The sequence below is a fragment of the Acinetobacter sp. AS23 genome (assembly GCF_023612055.1).
GTDB classification, from domain to species: Bacteria; Pseudomonadota; Gammaproteobacteria; order Pseudomonadales; family Moraxellaceae; genus Acinetobacter; species Acinetobacter oleivorans.
Map to the genome: position 1 here is coordinate 142,977 of NZ_CP082274.1, position 17,384 is coordinate 160,360.

Sequence of the window (17,384 nt, forward strand, 5' to 3'; positions counted from 1 at the left end):
AAACATGCCAACATAAAAAAGTTTTGCATAGAAAAGATCCACAGTAAGAAAGAGAGGATGGTATTTATGAATATTGAAATCCGCACAGATAAAAACATCCATAACAGCGAACGTTTAATTACTTATGTACGTGCAGAACTTACTCAAGAATTCCAACGTCATAGCGAACGTATTACGCATTTTTCGGTTCATTTTAGTGATGAAAATGGGGACAAAGGTGGTGACAAAGATATCCACTGTATGATTGAAGCGCGTCCTTCAGGTTTGAAACCAGTTGCAGTGCACCATAAAGCAGGAAATATTGACGCTTCAATTCATGGCGCGATTGAAAAATTAAAACGTAGCCTCGAACATACTTTTGAGAAAAAAGAACACCCGAGAGGTGGGCAACCAGAATTCATTGATGATGAAGTTTAATTGAAAATGCTAAAAAGCCCTTCGGGGCTTTTTTTATATTTGATGAAAATAAAACTATTCACAACATTAGGTTTGCAATGCGATGCAATCAACCTCTAAAATCTGGAGAAGAGATTAGGCATAATAGCCCTAATATATTTTTGAGAGATGGTCATGTTAACCACCCAGCAGCAAGCTTTAATTAAAGCCATAGAAGAATTAGAACTCGCGCAAGTGCAGAAATTACTTGCTGACGGACTTGATCCGAACTTTATTGATCCAGAGCAAGGGCCACCTGTATCAATTATCTGTGACGGAATTTTTAAATGGTGGGAAAATGTATCGGAAGCTTATGAAGCTGGTACACCATTATCAAAAGAAGAGAAGCGACAATCGTTACAAGTTTATCTCGATATTCTTGAAGCCCTAATTCAAGCTAAAGCCAATGTACACCTTTGGGATGCAGAAGAGTTTTATGGCCCGTTATGGGATGCAGCAAGCTCGGCATGTGCTCCAGCTGTTCAACGTTTACTCGATGAAAAAGTTGATCCAAACTCACGTGATGAAGAAGGACTCACCGTTTTATCTTCAATCAGTCAGTTGTTCTTTGATTGCGATTTTGATGAAATAGATTGGTCAGAATCACTTGAAGAAGAGCGTGAAACATTAGAGTTATTGCGCCGTCATGGGGCTAAAATGACAAAAGAATTAACTACTTGATTGGACATTAAAATGAAAATAGTACAAATCTTAACTTTTGCCCTTACAACTGTTGCTGCTGGAAGTACTTTCGCAGCAGAGTTTTCCTTTGACCGTCCTGGAGCAGGCTTCGGAACAGGTATTACACCAGTGGGTAAGTTAGCTTGGGAACAAGGTTTACCTAGCGCGACTTATACAGAGTCGACTGTCGATGGCGTTAAAGAAAAGACCGTAACTGTAAGTGAAGATATGCTATTCCGTACAGGTTTGGCTGATGGCTTAGAATTACAATTAGGTTGGCAAGGTCCAGCATGGACTCAAACCAAACGTGCTGGCAAAAAAACTGACAATTCAGGCTTTGGTGATGTAAGCATCGGTTTGAAAAAAGCAATTGATCTAGATGATGAAAACTTATCAATGGCTGTGTTAGCTCAGGCTGTCATTGCAACTGGTAATGATGAATTTACTGCGCATGATGATATTTATAGCCTAAGCTCAGCAGTGGCTTATAAATATGATGACTTGATTGATACCTCAATTACTATGCGTTACGAAGTGCAAAACAGTAATTGGGCTGTGACTGCAATTCCAGCAATCAACTATAAGATAGCTGGTAAACTTTCTGGATATTCTGAATTCATTTACCGTAAAGCTGAAAGCCAAGACTATGAATACGGTTTAGGTACAGGTTTAGTTTACGCTGTAAATAATCGTACTCAGCTTGACGCAAGTATCGGGGTCGATTTAGAAGGTCAAGATAAGAGCTACAACGGTGGCTTAGGCGTGGCGTTCTTGTTCTAATCGAAGCAATTTAAATTTATGTTAATGAAAAAGCTTATTCATCAGGGAATTCTTTATTTTCTAGCCGTTGCTGTTTGTGTGTTTAGCCAGTTGGTTTCCGCACAAGACAAGCTGCTCTCGCCCGAACAAGCTTTTTCATTTTCGGTTGAATCTTCTGAGCCGCATACTGCGAGTTTATCTTGGCAGATTCAGCCAAATTACTATCTATATCAGCATAAATTTACCGTACAACAAGGTACTCAACCTTTAGCTTTAAAATTACCTAAAGCGATTGCTCAATATGATGAAAATTATGGGCAAAGTCAGGTTTACTACCATCAAGTTAATTTCAAAATTAAAACAAAGCCTTCAGAGCACTATAGTGTGACTTGGCAGGGCTGTGCCAAAGATCGTATTTGTTATCCGCCACAAACCATTGAGTTTCAAACTGATGCAGATGGCTTGGTCGGTGTGCAAAACCAAGCAGGAACAGCGCCAAAACGATTGCTAGATTTGGCAAATACTCAACCGGAAGCTTCCTCAGATTCAAAACTTTTAGAAAAAGAGCAGAGTATAGAGCCTGTAATAGATCCATCTACGCCACAAATTGCACAAGATCAGATCTGGTCAGCTAAGTTAATTGAGCACTCGCTTTGGTATGGAATTTTATTATTTCTCGGTTTAGGCATGTTGCTCGCATTTACGCCATGTTCTTTACCGATGTTGCCTATTTTAACTTCGCTAATTATTCGAGAACATAAAGGTCTAAAAGCTTGGACCATTGCACTTACTTTTGTTTGCAGCATGGCATTGGTCTATGCAGGTTTAGGTTTAATTGCTTCTTCAGCAGGCTTAAATTTTCAACGCTGGTTACAACAGCCTGCGACTTTAATTGCTTTTAGTTTGTTGTTTATTGTATTCGCTCTGAACTTATTTGGCTTATTTGAAATTCGTTTACCACAAACATGGTTAAACAGACTTGACCGTATTCAGTCAATGCAACAAGGCGGCACTTTAGTCGGTGCGGGAGTCATGGGTGTGGTTTCTGCACTCTTGGTCGGTCCTTGTATGACTGCACCTCTCGCTGGAACTTTATTATTTATTTCTCAAACACAAAACCAATGGCAAGGTGCTTTGCTTTTATTTTGCCTAGGTTTTGGAATGGGAATTCCGCTACTGCTGGCAAGTATTTTAGGGGCAAAATTTTTACCTAAAGCGGGTGACTGGATGCATCAGATTAAAGTGATTTTTGCTTTTCTGATGTTGGGGTTAAGTCTCTACTTTATTCGTCCTTTATTGCCAGATTGGAGCATGCAAGTACTTAGTCTAGTACTAGGCCTCGCTTTTATAGCATATGCTGTTTATCAGTTTTTCTGGAAAAAAGGACAGCTACAATGGCTCTACGCGATCTTATTGTTAGTCGTTACCCCTTTTGTAGTCTATAACCAATATCAACATATTCAAAATCGAAATTTGCAAAGTTCCGAGCACATGGCCGAGTGGCATGTTGTGACTAGCGCGGCAGACTTCCAAAAGATTTTAGCAGCAGCGCCTACTGATCGAGCTATTGTGGTTGATGTATATGCCGATTGGTGTGTTGCTTGCCAACCAATTGAGCACCGTATTTTAAAAGCACCTGAGGTTCAGTCTGCTCTTGCACCTTACTATTTAATTAAGCTTGATTTGAGTCATTATGACCAGTCACATGAAGCGCTACTCAAGCAATGGAATATTTTGGGACCACCGACCTATCTATTTTTAAGCCCAGAGCAAAAAGAGATTCGTGCTCTACGCTTAACGGGTGCTTTTAGTCAGCAAGAACTTTTGCAACAACTTGCGAGTTTGGCAAAGCTCAAAGAATCATAAGGTATCAATAGTTTCGGTCTGATGAAATGTACGTACCTGATTACGGCCTGAAGCTTTTACCGCATAGAGAGCTTGGTCAGCCTGTCGAATAACAAGATAAGGGTCCTGTGCAAAAGCTGAACTGCTTATTCCAAAACTTGCACTAATATGAATAGGACTATTTTGAGCACTACAAACAGGTAATTCTTGTAAAGCACAGCGACAACGCTCAGCAATTTTTTCTGCTTGAATAATATCGGTGTGGGGGAGTAATAAAATAAATTCCTCTCCACCAAATCGACCAATAATATCCTCGCTACGCAAGTTCTCAGAAAGACATTGAGCGATTTCAATTAAGACCTGATCACCTTGGTGATGGCCATATATGTCATTAATTTTTTTAAAATGATCGATATCAAGAAGTACCACAGCATAATCAAATTGCTGTTGGTGTAGCGACTCTAAATGCGTATTTAAACTACGTCTATTTAATACATTAGTTAATGGGTCGATTTGGCTTAAGCGTTGAATATAAGTTTCGCGCTGACGCCATTGGGTGAGTAATATTTCAAATAAAATAAAACATGCCAATAAAATGGGCATAATAAAAAAAGCCATGCTTCCTAACCAAAAAGGATTGGTTTGAGCACGTTGCATGGCAATCAGATTAAATAAGGGGGCGTAAGGCACAACACCTTTCATACTCAAATAAGTACATACGATTAAAATAATTGTTGCAGGTATAAGGGCGCTATAAACAATTTTTCGGTCAAATAACACCAGACCTACCCCAATCGTGCCGACATAACCGACCATAGTGGCGGGGCTAATGCTGCCAATTAAATATCCATCGTGGCATAGCATGAGCGTAAAAAATTGCACGCTCACTAAAGGAATAATTCGTTGAGCCCATTCATCATTTTTGTAACGATAGCAGGGGATAATCAAAAGAGCCAATAAAAATAAGGTTAATAAATTGAGCCAGATTTGCGACTCAACTAAAGGTAAATGTGTCCATTGCCAGACACTCGGAGTAATTAGAATATAGCCTTTCCATAAAATCCAACTGAAATTCATTGCACAGGCAAGTGTAAGCATCAGTGCGCTTTTTTGTAGTGGTGTCCAGTTGATGATGTGATTATTGTAGATGAAATCGATTATCACCTGTTTTATTCTATGTATTGGCTGAGTGATGAAACGACTTTTCATAATAAGTAAGGCCTCCTAAATATAGATGCCTCTTTGTTGGACCATCCTAAAATTGGATTGTTTAAATAATTTATGTTTTAAACATAACATGATTTTCAATTTATACATGATGACTTTTTATAAAGTAAATGATGTGAAAAGTTTTGAGGCCTATTCACACCATTTATAGATAAATTAAGTTTTATCAAGTTCGTGAGCAAATTCAGCAATATCTGCCAATGCTTGTTTAGCCTCATCAAACCATGCATTAAACATCTGGAAGTTATGCCACATGCCTGTATAAAGTTTGAATTGAACTTTAACGCCAGCATCTTCAGCTTTCTCTCTAAAACGTTTGGCATCGTCTAATAAGATTTCTTTAGACCCCACTTGAACCAAAGTGGGCGGTAGACCATGCAAGTCATCGAAAATAGGCGAAACACGTGGGTCATCAGCTGCAATATGATTGCCTATATAGTACTGAGTTCCTGTTTGCAGCGCTTCAATAGAGAGTAAGGCATCATGTTTTTTATTAAATCTGAGCGACTCGCTGGTTAGGGTTAAATCTAAAAATGGAGATAGCAAAATCAGGCCACTTGGCATGAGCTCAGGTTGTTCTTTTAAACGTAAGCAAAGTGCTAGCGCTAAATTTGCTCCACATGAATCACCTGACAAAATAATATCTTTAGGCTGAACACCTTGTACTACTAAAGATTGATAGATGTCATATAGGGCTTCAGTTGCCTCAGGATAAGGATGCTCTGGTGCAAGTGGATAGTCCACATGAATAATCTGCATTTGAGTACGGGCAGCTAAATCCGTCATGAAAGCATGGTGTGTTTTGACACTGCCAAGAAAAAAAGCGCCGCCGTGAATATGAAAAATCAGTTGAGTGGCAGAATCTTGTGGTTTGATTTCTTCACCTTTAATGCCTGCTAACCGAATTGGGCGTACAGAAACATTTTTTTGCCTTGGGAAAGCACGACAGATCTGATCTAGAACGGGACGTAAGGCGGTAGCCGGCAAATTTAACTGACTTGGCTTGCGAATTGTTGTTTTAAGAAAAGTTTCTGTAAAATAATATTTCCAAACATTTGATATATTCATAGAGCATCCATTTTTATGCTAGTTTCTTGTTTTCTTGTAAATTTTATTTTGCAAGATTACAAGGTTACACGAAACAGTCACATTCAAAAATTGCAATATCTTTGCGACTTCTGAATACTAAAAATCTTGAAAGACCCAAGGATATTACAAAAATGAAAAAGATTGCTTTAGCTTTAGGACTCATTGGTATGGCTGCATTTGCCAATGCGGCTGATTCACTCAATGGAACGGTATGGAAAACGATTGATGATCAGACCAACAAGCCAAAAGCCGTAGTGAAATTTACGGAACAGAAGGACGGAACCTTAACTGCAACCATTCAAAACATTTTGACACCGGGCGAAGAAAATGCTTGTACAAAATGTGAAGGTCCGTATAAAAACAAACCACTTAAAGGTGTCACCATTGTACATAATTTAAAAAATGTAGGTGGTAACAGTTATGAAAACGGTACGATTTTAGACCCTAAATCTGGTAAAACTTACAAACTGAAAGGTGAGTTAACCGATGGCGGTAAAAAGCTTAAACTACGTGGTTATATTGGCGTTTCTGCACTTGGTCGTAACCAAACATGGATTCGCGCTAACTAAAAGTTTTAATAAAAAAACGAGCCATATGGCTCGTTTTTTTATGCTTGGATGTTTTGATAGGTAGATTCATCAAAACCTATAATGAAACCTTGTGAGGTTTGTAAAACAGGTCTTTTAATTAAACTTGGTTGAGCAATGAGTGCTTCAATAAGGTTATCTTCACTGCTTAAAGCACGATTTTGTTCTTCTTCTGAAAGCTTGCGCCAAGTCGTTCCTTTTTTGTTGAGAACTGTATCTTGCCCAATTTCTTTTAACCAGATCTTTAGAGTATCTGCATCAATGCCTTGTTTTTTATAATCGTGAAAATCATAGTTAAGCGCTTTGGCTTGCAAAGCATCAAATGCTTTTTTCATTGAATTACAGTTTTTAATTCCATAAATTTTTAACATTTTATCGGACCATGTCAAAAAGAGAGAGCACACAGCCTAACCCAAAAAGCTTTTAAGCACTACTTTATACCGATACTTTTAAAACAAATGAAAATTAATGATTAATCGAAAGAGAAATGTCATGTTATTGTCATAAGACAAAGCGATAATGACCTTAAAGAAGAAATTAAAACTAAAAGAACTTAGCGCAAAAAATAAGAGATAGAAAAGAGAAAACCCGCATTTAATCATCCTGATCATGCGGGTCTCATTTCAACGTCCAATGTCACATCCTTGCAAATAAACTTATCATAAGTTTATTTTATCTTCCTACGGCGTCCTATCCTTTTGCGTCATCCTGACTGCTTCCCTGTGCCGTGCAGCTATAATGCCGTTAAAGCTGTGTAAGAAAAATACTCAAAAACGACATATGCTGTAAGCGAAAACGACAATGCAAGTGAACAAGTGTTCACTTACTCTTGAATTTTATAGTCAATAATAACGGGTGCGTGGTCGCTAAACCATTGATCTTTAAAGACCCATGCGTTTGCTACACGTGTTTTCCAGTCTGGTGAACACGCTTGATAGTCAATACGCCATCCTACATTTTTTGCACGAGCTTGACCGCGATTTGACCACCATGAATAAAGTTCTGCTTCGGCGCGAACTACACGGAAAGTATCGACATAGCCAAGTTCATCGTAAATATGGTCAAGCCAAGCACGCTCATGTGGTAAACAACCAGATGATTTCTGGTTACCTGACCAGTTTTTGATATCAATTCGTTTATGAACAATATTGTAGTCACCACAAATGATGACTGACTTGTTTTCATCACGCCATTGTTTCAAGATTTTTGCGTATTCACCTAAAAATAAATCTTTACGTGCTTGCGCTTCTTCACCACTTGAGCCTGAAGGTAAGTATAATGATGCAATATGTACCGGATGTGACAAACCTAAATCGAATTCCGCAGAAATAAAGCGGCCTTGACTGTCAGCTAGTTCAAACCCTAAGCCATCTTTAACAGAGACGAAGGGTAGGCGGCTATAGATCGCAGTCCCCGCATAACCTGCACGCTCTGCTGGAAAGAGATGGGTATGCCATCCTTCGGGTCTAAATTTTTCAGTCCATTGTTCATGGGTAATGCGGCTTTCCTGCATGCATACGACATCGGCATCTGATTGTTCTAACCATTCAAGTAAGCCTTTCGTTACTGAAGAACGTAAGCCATTTACGTTAATGGAAACGACTCGAAGAATTTTTACATCACTTGGATACTGATCCTTTGGTATCATGCGAAAATTTAACCTCAATTGTGAATTTGGAGCACCTCATGACAACGCCTGTGTCATTTCACCCGCAAGCATTTATCGAACTCGCATTATCACGCGGTGTGCTTAAATTTGGTGAGTTTACTTTAAAATCTGGACGCGTGAGTCCTTATTTTTTTAATGCAGGCCTACTCAACGATGGTGAAGCTTTATCTCTTTTAGCGCAAGGCTATGCTGATAAATTAACACAATGCCAAAATGTTGATGTGATTTTTGGACCAGCTTACAAAGGTATTCCTTTTGTAGCAGCGACTGCTGTTGCTTTGTCGCAAGTCCATAACAAAAGTGTGCCATGGGGCTTTAACCGTAAAGAAGCGAAAGATCATGGTGAAGGCGGTGTTCTAGTTGGTGCTGCGGTTGAAGGTAAAAAAGTCTGGATTATTGACGACGTAATTACCGCAGGTACAGCGATTCGTGAAGTTGTAACGATCTTGAAAAATGCTGGTGCAACTATAGCGGGCGTTTTGGTGGCATTAGATCGTCAAGAACGTGGTCAAGGTGAGCTTTCTGCAATTCAAGAAGTTCAAAAAGAATTAGAAATTCCTGTACACGCACTGATTACCATGAAAGATTTAATGGATTATTTAGAAGCGAAAGGCGAAACAGAAGCGCTAGCAAATATGCAAGCTTATCGCGAGAAATACGGTATCTAAAAAAGAAAAAGGCATACACCTAAAATAGGGGTATGCCTTTTTAATATTTACTTAGAACTGATAATTCAAACGTAATAACACATTACGTGGTGTGCCTGGCATGCTGTCTGAACGCCAGTACTCTTTATTGGTTAGATTATTCACCGCAAGTGTGACATTCCATGGGTCTGCACTATAGCCAATTGCCGCGTCGACACGGTTAAAGCCTTCCATTTTTACTTGATTATTAATATTTGGATAATAAGAGCCGACATAGGTCACGCCCACCTCGGTATACCACTGCTCGGTTGGTAAATAACGAACAAATAAATTACCAGTGTTTTTAGATGTGTTGGCTAAATAGTTGCCTTCTTGTTCAGGCTTTTGTTTGTCTTCTTTTACTTTTGCATCTGTGTAGCCATAACCACCGCGAACAAAGACATTATCAAGTACGCGACCAATAAAACTAAATTCAAGACCACGAGATTGATGCTGTCCTGCAGTTGCCCATACATCTGGTTGTTCATTAGGATTTGGTTTATAGCGAATATTATTCTTACGAATATCAAAGACAGAAAATTGAGTATTTAAACGACTATCTAACCATTCGCTTTTTACCCCAACTTCGTATTGTTCGTTATATTGAGGTTCTTTATCCATTTTTGTGATATCGGTGCTTCCAGTGACTTGGTTAACACCCATTTGTCCGCCAAATGGTGCAAAACTTTTAGAGTAAGATGTGTAAAAACTATGTTCAGGAAGCGGTTGCCATACCAAACCAACGTTTGGGCTAAAGCTGCCATCTTTTACATTACGGTGTTCATTAGTAAGTTTGTTGGTGGTTGAAAAATCGAAGTAATCGTAGCGGACGCCCATCATCAGTTTAAGTTGGTCATTTAGACCAATTAAATCTTGAATAAATATGCCGTAAGTTGTGCCTTCATTATAGTTATGCTGTCTCATCTTTAATGGGCCATTGTCACGGCTATATTCACGTTCGCCTGTAAATGGATTAACGTAGCCGTAAATAGAACCGTTCTGAGCTTCATTTGCTAAGCGTGGCTCTCGTTGTTCATATGTCCAGTCTGTACCCATCATGATTTGGTGTTCAAGCTGACCTGTTTTGAACTTGCCCTTAATATCAAATGTATTGGTGGTGGTCTTATTGCTGGTTTGTTGCCAGTAGTAAATTTGATTGATATAGCCTTTTTTAGTGTTGCATTCTTTACCTTTTAGGTCGTTTCCATCTAACCCACAATAAGTTCCAAAGTAAAAGTGATCAAAGTTTTGTTCTGCTTGTCGGTAACTTGCTGCCCAGTGAAAGTTCCAATCAGGCGCATATTGATAATTCACATCGGTGCGAACCACTTGCAAAATATCATCAACATAATCGCCGTCTTGGGCAAATCCCATTTTAATTGAGGTTCCCGCAGGCAAGTTTTCATATGCTGGACCACGATCAGGCACACGACCTAATTTGTCATAGGTATATTGTGTGGTCCAAGTGAGTGTTCCATCATCATTTTTATAAGTGAAACTTGGTGAAAACATTTCAATTTTATTTTCAATGCCAGAGCGGAAGCTTCCTGACTCGCCATATTCTCCAGTTAAACGCACTGCTAAATTGTCATTAATGACTTGGTTAATGTCAGCCGTTGTTCCGTAGTTGTCATAAGAACCTGCGTACGCACCAACTGAACTTTTAGAGTCAAAATTGGCGAACTTACTCACCATATTCACAACCCCACCACCAGCGCTACGACCATATAAAACAGAAGCAGGGCCTTTTAAAATTTCAATACGTTCGATATTGGCAGTACTACGACGTACTTGTCCGCTTTCACGTATGCCATCACGGTAAATATCACCTGTATCGGCACCAAAACCACGAATTGTGATGCCATCACCACGCATATCGTAACTGGTTGATACGCCTGGGGTGCCTTGTAACATAACGCTTAAATCATTCGATCCATAAATTTTATATTTTTGAACATCAATCGTATCAATGGTTTGAGGAATATCTTTTTTGTCTAAACCGTTACGTGTGATATTGGCTTTGTCATAGTCGATATAACTTTTAATTGGGTCGAGTTCACTCATGGCCTCAATTTTTATTGTAGGCATGGTGGCTGCAACTTTTGCGGCTGAATCAGTCGCTTCCTCTGCGTAGGCACCTTGAATATTCAAGATCATTAAACTGAGTAAGCTCAGCGGGAAAAGACGCTTAATTTGGGGAGATGATATAGAAATTCTTAACATAAAAATAAAATCAATTAACAAAAATAAAAGTATAAATGATAATTATAATCATTTAATTGTTTAGAATAAAAGAACTATTGCCTCAAAAAATGACATATTTATTTTTTAATAACTATTTTTTAGGAATGTAATGAGTAAATTAAGCAAACTATGTGTATTAACTCTTTAGTTTTTCTTGTTAATTTGGTTTTGGAGAGGGGCTTTTATCAATAAAAACTCCTCCTTGGGATTAAGCGTTATTTTTCAGAACATCTAAAATATCCATTTCTGGATCATAATTCTCGTCAATTGTTTTGCAAATTGCTTGTCCAACAATGACATGCGTGCCATTAAAGGTCATGGTTGGCGCTTCATATAATTCCCAACCATGATTCAGTGCTTTAGTCACTCTTGCACAAAAAGCAGAGTCATCAGGGCCAGTTAAATAGCGATAAAGTTTCATGTTTAGCCTTTAAATATAATGTTTTATGCTCATAGTTTAACTGAATTTACTTAAATTCCAGATCAAGAAATAACAGATAATGTTTTACTGAAATTAAGAAAAACCAGTGAAAAATCTCAGCTATACTCATGTTAATTTAAATTTTAAGAAGAGCTTGAGCATGCGTGTACTTGTCGTCATGGATCCGATTGAAACCGTAAACCTTAAAAAGGATTCAACCATGGCAATGTTGTGGGCGGCGAGCCGTCGTGGACATGAATTAGGTTATGCATTACAGCAAGATTTATATATCGATCAAGGTAAGGCTTACGGTCTAATTTCACCGTTAAAAGTTTTTGAAGATTACAATCATTACTATGAGCTTGGCGAAAAGAAAAAAGAATCTATCGCGGCTTATGATGTAGTACTCATGCGTAAAGATCCGCCATTTGACATGAATTTTGTCTACACGACTTACGTGCTTGAGCAAGCTGAGCGTGAAGGTTCATGGATTATTAATAAGCCTCAATCATTGCGTGATTGCAACGAAAAACTTTTTGCAACGCAATTTCCAGAGCTACAAGTGCCTACACTTGTGACATCGCAACAAAGTTTAATTCGTGAATTTATTAAAGAACATGGTGATGTGATTGTTAAGCCACTTGACGGTATGGGTGGTATGGGGATTTTCCGTTTATACCAAGACGGTGTAAATATTGGTTCTACCTTAGAAATGCTTACAGAGCTAGGCAATCGTCCAATTATGGCTCAGCGTTATATTCCTGAAATTGTAGAAGGGGATAAGCGTATTTTAATGGTGAATGGCGAACCTATTCCTTACTGTCTAGCTCGTATTCCACAAAATGGTGAAGTGCGCGGTAACTTGGCGGCAGGCGGTTTAGGGCAAGCGCGTCCGCTTACTGAAAACGATAAGCTGATTGCTGCTAAAATTGGCCCTTTCTTGCGCGAAAAAGGTTTGATTTTTGTGGGCTTAGATGTGATTGGTAATTATGTCACTGAAATTAATGTCACTAGCCCGACGTGTATTCGTGAAATTGATGCTCAATTTGGTACATCAATTGCAGATGATCTATTTGATGTATTAGAAGCTGGACGTTCAGCTTAATTAGTTATTGCAGGTGGTTTTCCGCGGTATTTATGGGAAATCACCTGAAAATATATGAATTAATAAAATAACAATACTAAATACACCACAGCTTTGTAGGCATATTTTCAAAAAAGCCCATCTTTCTGTTATAAACGAGTGAAATTAGCTTTTCGTTAATGAAGCTTTAGGATTAAAATAAACGGCTACAAAAATAGATGACAATTTCCATTGTTTTTTGAGTTGAAGAATTAGACCGTGACCGATTCACAGCAAAGTAAACCTAAACATGTCATGATGATGGCTGCCGGTACAGGTGGACATGTTTTTCCAGCCCTCGCCGTAGCCAAAAAACTTCAACAACAAGGTTGTCAGGTTTCATGGTTAGCCACGCCAACAGGTATGGAAAACCGATTATTAAAAGATCAAAATATTCCAATATATCAAATTGATATTCAAGGTGTTCGTGGCAACGGATTAGTCCGTAAAATTGCTGCACCTTTTAAAATTTTAAAAGCTACTTTAAGCGCAATGCGTTATATGAAACAGCTTAAAGTTGATGCAGTTGCAGGCTTTGGCGGTTATGTTGCGGGACCGGGTGGTTTGGCAGCACGTTTGTTAGGTATTCCTGTACTTATTCACGAACAAAATGCGGTTGCTGGTTTTACCAATGCGCAGTTGTCTCGTGTTGCTAAAGTCGTGTGTGAAGCATTTCCAAATACCTTTCCTGCTGGTGGAAAAGTTGTTACAACAGGAAATCCTGTACGTCATGAAATCACAGATATTTTAAGCCCAAAGTGGCGTTATGATGAGCGTGCGCAAGCAGGGCAGCCTCTAAATATTCTAATTGTTGGTGGTTCTTTAGGAGCCAAAGCACTCAACGAACGCTTACCTCCAGCATTAAAACAATTACAAGTTCCACTTAATATTTTTCACCAGTGCGGTCAGCAACAAGTTGAGGCAACTCAAGCACTCTATGCAGATGCACCAGCCAATTTAACCGTACACGTTTTGCCGTTTATTGAAGATATGGCAAAGGCTTATAGTGAGGCAGATTTAATTATTTGCCGAGCTGGAGCACTCACGGTAACAGAAGTTGCCACAGCAGGTGTGGCCGCAGTTTTTGTGCCACTTCCTATAGCAGTTGATGACCATCAAACTGCAAATGCCAAATTTCTGGCGGATTTCGGTGCTGCAAAAATTTGTCAGCAATCGACTATGACACCAGATGTTCTAAATGAATTGTTCACTTCGCTGATGAACCGCCAGTTACTTACAGAAATGGCAGTGAAAGCACGTCAACATGCCCAACCAAATGCGACTCAGCATGTGGTTGATCTTATCCAAAAAATGTAATCGGATTTACTATGTCTCCATCAACAGCTGCGAACCAAGCAAAAAAACTGATTAAAGTGCCTGAAATGCGCCGTATCAAACACATTCATTTTGTGGGGATCGGCGGTGCTGGGATGTGTGGCATTGCAGAGGTATTGGGTAACCAAGGTTATAAAATTTCCGGTTCAGACATTAAAGCATCTAAAACTACAGAACAATTAGAGCAAAATGGCATCAAGGTTTATATCGGCCATCAAGCGGAAAATATTAAAAATGCCAATGTGCTTGTAGTTTCAACAGCGATTGATCCAGAAAATCCGGAAATTAAAGCAGCGATTGAGCAACGTACTCCAATCGTACGCCGTGCAGAGATGCTAGGGGAGCTTATGCGTTACCGTCATGGTATTGCTGTAGCTGGAACACATGGTAAAACGACGACGACAAGTCTTTTAACGACTATGTTGGCTGAAGAAAACCTTGATCCAACTTATGTGATTGGTGGTTTACTTAACAGTACAGGCGTAAATGCTGCATTAGGTGAAAGCCGTTTCATCGTAGCTGAAGCTGATGAATCAGATGCATCTTTCCTTTATTTGCAACCAATGGCAGCGATTGTAACGAATATCGATGCTGACCATATGGATACCTATGAAGGTAGCTTTGATAAATTAAAAGATACGTTCGTACAATTCCTTCATAACTTACCATTTTATGGTTTGGCTGTAGTTTGTGGTGATGACGCCAACATTCGTGAAATTATGCCGCGTGTAGGCCGTCCAGTCATTACCTATGGTTTTAACGAAGACAACGACATTCGCGCAATTGATGTTGAACAAGATGGCATGCGTTCACACTTCACCGTGTTACGTAAAGGTCGTGAGCCGCTACGTTTAACAATTAATCAACCAGGCATGCATAATATTTTGAATGCTTTGGCTGCGATTGGTGTTGCGACTGATGAAGGTGTTTCTGATGACGCAATTAGCCGTGCTTTAGCAGGATTTAGTGGTGTTGGTCGTCGCTTCCAAGTACAAGGCGAATTCGAACTTGCCGATGGTAACGTTAAGTTAGTTGATGACTATGGACACCATCCGAAAGAAGTAGAAGCAACTATTAAAGCTGCTCGTCAGAGCCATCCAGATCGTCGTTTGGTGATGTTATTCCAGCCACACCGTTACTCTCGTACCCGCGATTGTTTTGACGACTTTATTGAAGTGCTTTCTCAGGTCGATCAATTATTATTATTGGAAGTTTATCCTGCCGGTGAAAAGCCTATTGTAGGTGCAGACAGCCGTACTCTAGCGCGTAGTATTCGTTTACGTGGACAGGTGGAACCGATTTTGGTTGATCCGGTTGAAGGTAATTTGCAAAACATCATGCAAAATGTGTTACAACCAAATGACTTGTTATTAACGCAAGGTGCGGGTAACGTGGGAGCAATTTCTGTAGAACTTGCACAACACCATTTGTATGTGAAATAAACAAAAATATTGAATTATCGGGTTAAGGATTTAAACGTGTCAAATGCTACAAAATTCGGCAAAGTTGCCGTGCTATTTGGTGGGAAATCGGCTGAGCGTGCTGTGTCTTTAGATAGTGGTCAGGCAGTTCTGGATGCTTTATTGCGTTCAGGTGTTCAGGCTGAAGCATTTGATCCGCAAGACCGCAGTGTGACTGAACTTGTAAATTATGATCGTGCATTTATTGTATTGCATGGTCGTGGTGGTGAAGATGGCCAGATTCAAGGCGTACTTGAATGGTTAAATCTGCCTTATACAGGAACTGGTGTGCAAGGTTCTGCGATTGGCATGGATAAAGTCAAAACCAAGCAAATCTGGCAAGGTAGTGATTTACCTACAGCGCCATATCGCATTATTACTAAAGAAACAGATTTAGATGCGGTGATTGCTGAGTTAGGCTTACCTGTGATTATCAAACCTGTACATGAAGGCTCAAGTGTCGGCATGAGTAAGGTTGAGAAAGCAGAAGATTTTGCAGCTGCAATTGAGAAAGCCACTCAGCACGATGCTGTTGTGATGGCAGAAAAGTGGATCACAGGTCGTGAGTTCACAATCTCATTCCTAAATGGTCAGCCTTTACCAGTTATTCGTTTACAACCACCAGCAGATGTTGCTTTCTACGACTACGAAGCGAAATATCAACGTAATGATGTAGAGTATGGTATTCCTTGCGGTCTAAGTGAGACAGAAGAGAAGAACCTACAAGCATTGTGCTTACGCGCTTTTCAGGCAGTTGGTGCAGAAAGCTGGGGTCGTATTGATGCGATGCAGGATGAGCAGGGTAATTTCTGGCTTTTAGAAGTAAACACTGTGCCAGGTATGACCAGCCACTCTTTAGTTCCAAAAGCTGCGAAAGCTGTTGGCTATAGTTTTGATGAATTGTGTGTTGCCATTCTTGAGCAAACATTGGAAGGTACGGCTTAAATATGGCACAACTTCCGGCTTCCATGCGCCGTAAACGTGCGGCCATCACCTCTATTCATGATAAACCACCTACACGTAAGCAGAAGCTTGCAAATGCTGGTGGATGGGTGCTGTTGGTTATTGCTTTTGTAGTGCTGGCAGTCGGAATTTATGGGCTATATAAAGTTATTACGGATGCAACAGTTGCAAAGCTAGAAGTTGTGGGATCGACGTCTTCAGTTGAAACCCAACAAGTGATGCAGCATGTTGCTCCAATTATAAAAGCGAATTATTTCACATCTGATTTAGAACAGATTCGAGATAAAACATTAGAAATTTCATGGGTAGACCGAGTTGTGGTTTCTCGTGCTTGGCCCAATGGTATTCGTGTTCGTGTCATGCCTCGACATGCCATCGCCCGTTGGGGAACAGGTCGCTTGTTAAGCGATGGAGGCGATGTATTCAGTGAGGCAGAGCCGACTATTCATCCTGAGCTTCCGTTACTCCATGGTCCGGTAAGCCAGTCGAAAATGATGATGCGACGCTATAATGAAATCAATCAATTATTCCACCCTGCCAATTTGCGTCTAAAAGAGTTATATCTGACGGAGCGAATGACTTGGTTTATGCAGTTTGACTCAGGTTTACGAATTATTGTTGACCAAGATCAAACAATGAATAAGTTGCAACGTTTAAGCCATCTGGCACAATCTGACTTAAAACCGGTGTGGTCGAAAATCTCAGCCATTGATTTGCGATATCGTAATGGATTATCTATTCAATGGAAGAACGCAACACCACCTAAAATTGTGAATGGTCAGTTTGTTGTAACGATTGATGACACAAGCATTGCAGGTGGAACAAAAGCAAAGCCATAATACGTGGCTTTAAAATAGGCA

At 39.7% G+C, this 17,384-nt stretch carries 17 protein-coding genes; 11 read left to right on the forward strand and 6 right to left on the reverse strand.

The features are described from left to right. Nucleotides 1–66: 66 nt before the first annotated feature. From K6I41_RS00655 to dsbD, 4 genes are all read left to right on the forward strand, one after another. The gene (locus tag K6I41_RS00655) at nt 67–417 is read left to right on the forward strand and encodes an HPF/RaiA family ribosome-associated protein (protein ID WP_001019316.1); all 351 of its coding nucleotides are present in this window, start codon (nt 67–69) and stop codon (nt 415–417) included. Between the two features lie 153 nt (nt 418–570). Then, nucleotides 571–1,116, forward strand: a complete 546-nt coding sequence (locus K6I41_RS00660) for an ankyrin repeat domain-containing protein (RefSeq protein ID WP_250375023.1) — start codon at nt 571–573, stop codon at nt 1,114–1,116. Between the two features lie 12 nt (nt 1,117–1,128). Next, complete coding sequence (locus K6I41_RS00665) at nt 1,129–1,896, forward strand: transporter (RefSeq protein WP_023274357.1); 768 nt, start codon at nt 1,129–1,131, stop codon at nt 1,894–1,896. 18 nt (nt 1,897–1,914) lie between these two features. Then, entirely contained in the window at nt 1,915–3,741 is a 1,827-nt protein-coding gene (gene dsbD, locus K6I41_RS00670; RefSeq protein ID WP_250375024.1) for a protein-disulfide reductase DsbD, read from the forward strand. On the opposite strand, the gene K6I41_RS00675 is transcribed toward dsbD, so the two are convergent. Together K6I41_RS00675 and K6I41_RS00680 are read right to left on the reverse strand one after the other, a co-directional pair. Next, nucleotides 3,736–4,929: a GGDEF domain-containing protein gene (locus K6I41_RS00675; RefSeq protein WP_250375025.1), complete on the reverse strand. Its 1,194-nt coding sequence runs from the start codon at nt 4,927–4,929 to the stop codon at nt 3,736–3,738. The two genes, dsbD and K6I41_RS00675, sit on opposite strands and share 6 nt — an antisense overlap. Nucleotides 4,930–5,103: 174 nt before the next feature. Then, nucleotides 5,104–6,015: an alpha/beta hydrolase gene (locus K6I41_RS00680; RefSeq protein WP_151988755.1), complete on the reverse strand. Its 912-nt coding sequence runs from the start codon at nt 6,013–6,015 to the stop codon at nt 5,104–5,106. Between the two features lie 152 nt (nt 6,016–6,167). Between K6I41_RS00680 and K6I41_RS00685 the strand changes: the two genes are divergently transcribed. Then, the gene (locus K6I41_RS00685) at nt 6,168–6,605 is read left to right on the forward strand and encodes a DUF2147 domain-containing protein (RefSeq protein ID WP_002121971.1); all 438 of its coding nucleotides are present in this window, start codon (nt 6,168–6,170) and stop codon (nt 6,603–6,605) included. Between the two features lie 38 nt (nt 6,606–6,643). Here K6I41_RS00685 and K6I41_RS00690 read toward each other — a convergent pair whose 3' ends face one another. Together K6I41_RS00690 and K6I41_RS00695 are read right to left on the reverse strand one after the other, a co-directional pair. Then, nucleotides 6,644–6,994 (reverse strand): arsenate reductase, encoded by a 351-nt coding sequence (locus K6I41_RS00690; protein WP_250375026.1) that lies wholly within the window; start codon nt 6,992–6,994, stop codon nt 6,644–6,646. Between the two features lie 452 nt (nt 6,995–7,446). Then, nucleotides 7,447–8,271: an exodeoxyribonuclease III gene (locus K6I41_RS00695; protein WP_005300601.1), complete on the reverse strand. Its 825-nt coding sequence runs from the start codon at nt 8,269–8,271 to the stop codon at nt 7,447–7,449. A 38-nt stretch (nt 8,272–8,309) separates the two neighbouring features. Between K6I41_RS00695 and pyrE the strand changes: the two genes are divergently transcribed. Then, a complete protein-coding gene (gene pyrE, locus K6I41_RS00700; protein ID WP_049837532.1) occupies nt 8,310–8,960 on the forward strand; it encodes an orotate phosphoribosyltransferase in 651 nt (216 codons plus the stop codon). Nucleotides 8,961–9,011: 51 nt separating this feature from the next. Here pyrE and K6I41_RS00705 read toward each other — a convergent pair whose 3' ends face one another. Together K6I41_RS00705 and K6I41_RS00710 are read right to left on the reverse strand one after the other, a co-directional pair. Then, nucleotides 9,012–11,201, reverse strand: a complete 2,190-nt coding sequence (locus K6I41_RS00705; protein WP_250375027.1) for a TonB-dependent receptor — start codon at nt 11,199–11,201, stop codon at nt 9,012–9,014. Between the two features lie 229 nt (nt 11,202–11,430). Beyond that, the gene (locus tag K6I41_RS00710; RefSeq protein ID WP_002122004.1) at nt 11,431–11,643 is read right to left on the reverse strand and encodes a DUF1737 domain-containing protein; all 213 of its coding nucleotides are present in this window, start codon (nt 11,641–11,643) and stop codon (nt 11,431–11,433) included. A gap of 160 nt (nt 11,644–11,803) precedes the next feature. On the opposite strand from K6I41_RS00710, the gene gshB reads away from it, so the two are divergent. From gshB to K6I41_RS00735, 5 genes are all read left to right on the forward strand, one after another. Further along, a complete protein-coding gene (gene gshB, locus K6I41_RS00715; protein WP_151767064.1) occupies nt 11,804–12,748 on the forward strand; it encodes a glutathione synthase in 945 nt (314 codons plus the stop codon). 237 nt (nt 12,749–12,985) lie between these two features. Further along, nucleotides 12,986–14,083, forward strand: a complete 1,098-nt coding sequence (murG, locus tag K6I41_RS00720) for an undecaprenyldiphospho-muramoylpentapeptide beta-N-acetylglucosaminyltransferase (RefSeq protein ID WP_005300613.1) — start codon at nt 12,986–12,988, stop codon at nt 14,081–14,083. 11 nt (nt 14,084–14,094) lie between these two features. Beyond that, on the forward strand, nt 14,095–15,543 hold the full coding sequence (gene murC, locus K6I41_RS00725; RefSeq protein ID WP_003654096.1) for a UDP-N-acetylmuramate--L-alanine ligase: 1,449 nt from the start codon (nt 14,095–14,097) through the stop codon (nt 15,541–15,543). A gap of 36 nt (nt 15,544–15,579) precedes the next feature. Further along, nucleotides 15,580–16,506, forward strand: coding sequence for a D-alanine--D-alanine ligase (locus K6I41_RS00730; RefSeq protein WP_005300616.1), 927 nt, complete (start codon nt 15,580–15,582; stop codon nt 16,504–16,506). A 2-nt stretch (nt 16,507–16,508) separates the two neighbouring features. Next, nucleotides 16,509–17,363 carry a cell division protein FtsQ/DivIB gene (locus tag K6I41_RS00735; RefSeq protein WP_005300619.1) on the forward strand — a complete coding sequence of 285 codons (855 nt, stop codon included), beginning with the start codon at nt 16,509–16,511 and terminating at the stop codon, nt 17,361–17,363. The last annotated feature ends 21 nt before the right edge of the window (nt 17,364–17,384 follow it).

Excerpts from the sequence above, each read along its gene's own strand:
- pyrE (WP_049837532.1), top strand. The coding sequence starts at position 8,310 with ATGACAACGCCTGTGTCATTTCACCCGCAAGCATTTATCGAACTCGCA.
- K6I41_RS00695 (WP_005300601.1), bottom strand. The coding sequence starts at position 8,271 with ATGATACCAAAGGATCAGTATCCAAGTGATGTAAAAATTCTTCGAGTC.
- dsbD (WP_250375024.1), top strand. The coding sequence starts at position 1,915 with ATGTTAATGAAAAAGCTTATTCATCAGGGAATTCTTTATTTTCTAGCC.
- K6I41_RS00680 (WP_151988755.1), bottom strand. The coding sequence starts at position 6,015 with ATGAATATATCAAATGTTTGGAAATATTATTTTACAGAAACTTTTCTT.
- K6I41_RS00665 (WP_023274357.1), top strand. The coding sequence starts at position 1,129 with ATGAAAATAGTACAAATCTTAACTTTTGCCCTTACAACTGTTGCTGCT.
- K6I41_RS00660 (WP_250375023.1), top strand. The coding sequence starts at position 571 with ATGTTAACCACCCAGCAGCAAGCTTTAATTAAAGCCATAGAAGAATTA.
- K6I41_RS00735 (WP_005300619.1), top strand. The coding sequence starts at position 16,509 with ATGGCACAACTTCCGGCTTCCATGCGCCGTAAACGTGCGGCCATCACC.
- K6I41_RS00685 (WP_002121971.1), top strand. The coding sequence starts at position 6,168 with ATGAAAAAGATTGCTTTAGCTTTAGGACTCATTGGTATGGCTGCATTT.
- gshB (WP_151767064.1), top strand. The coding sequence starts at position 11,804 with ATGCGTGTACTTGTCGTCATGGATCCGATTGAAACCGTAAACCTTAAA.
- murC (WP_003654096.1), top strand. The coding sequence starts at position 14,095 with ATGTCTCCATCAACAGCTGCGAACCAAGCAAAAAAACTGATTAAAGTG.
- K6I41_RS00655 (WP_001019316.1), top strand. The coding sequence starts at position 67 with ATGAATATTGAAATCCGCACAGATAAAAACATCCATAACAGCGAACGT.
- K6I41_RS00705 (WP_250375027.1), bottom strand. The coding sequence starts at position 11,201 with ATGTTAAGAATTTCTATATCATCTCCCCAAATTAAGCGTCTTTTCCCG.
- K6I41_RS00690 (WP_250375026.1), bottom strand. The coding sequence starts at position 6,994 with ATGTTAAAAATTTATGGAATTAAAAACTGTAATTCAATGAAAAAAGCA.
- K6I41_RS00710 (WP_002122004.1), bottom strand. The coding sequence starts at position 11,643 with ATGAAACTTTATCGCTATTTAACTGGCCCTGATGACTCTGCTTTTTGT.
- K6I41_RS00675 (WP_250375025.1), bottom strand. The coding sequence starts at position 4,929 with ATGAAAAGTCGTTTCATCACTCAGCCAATACATAGAATAAAACAGGTG.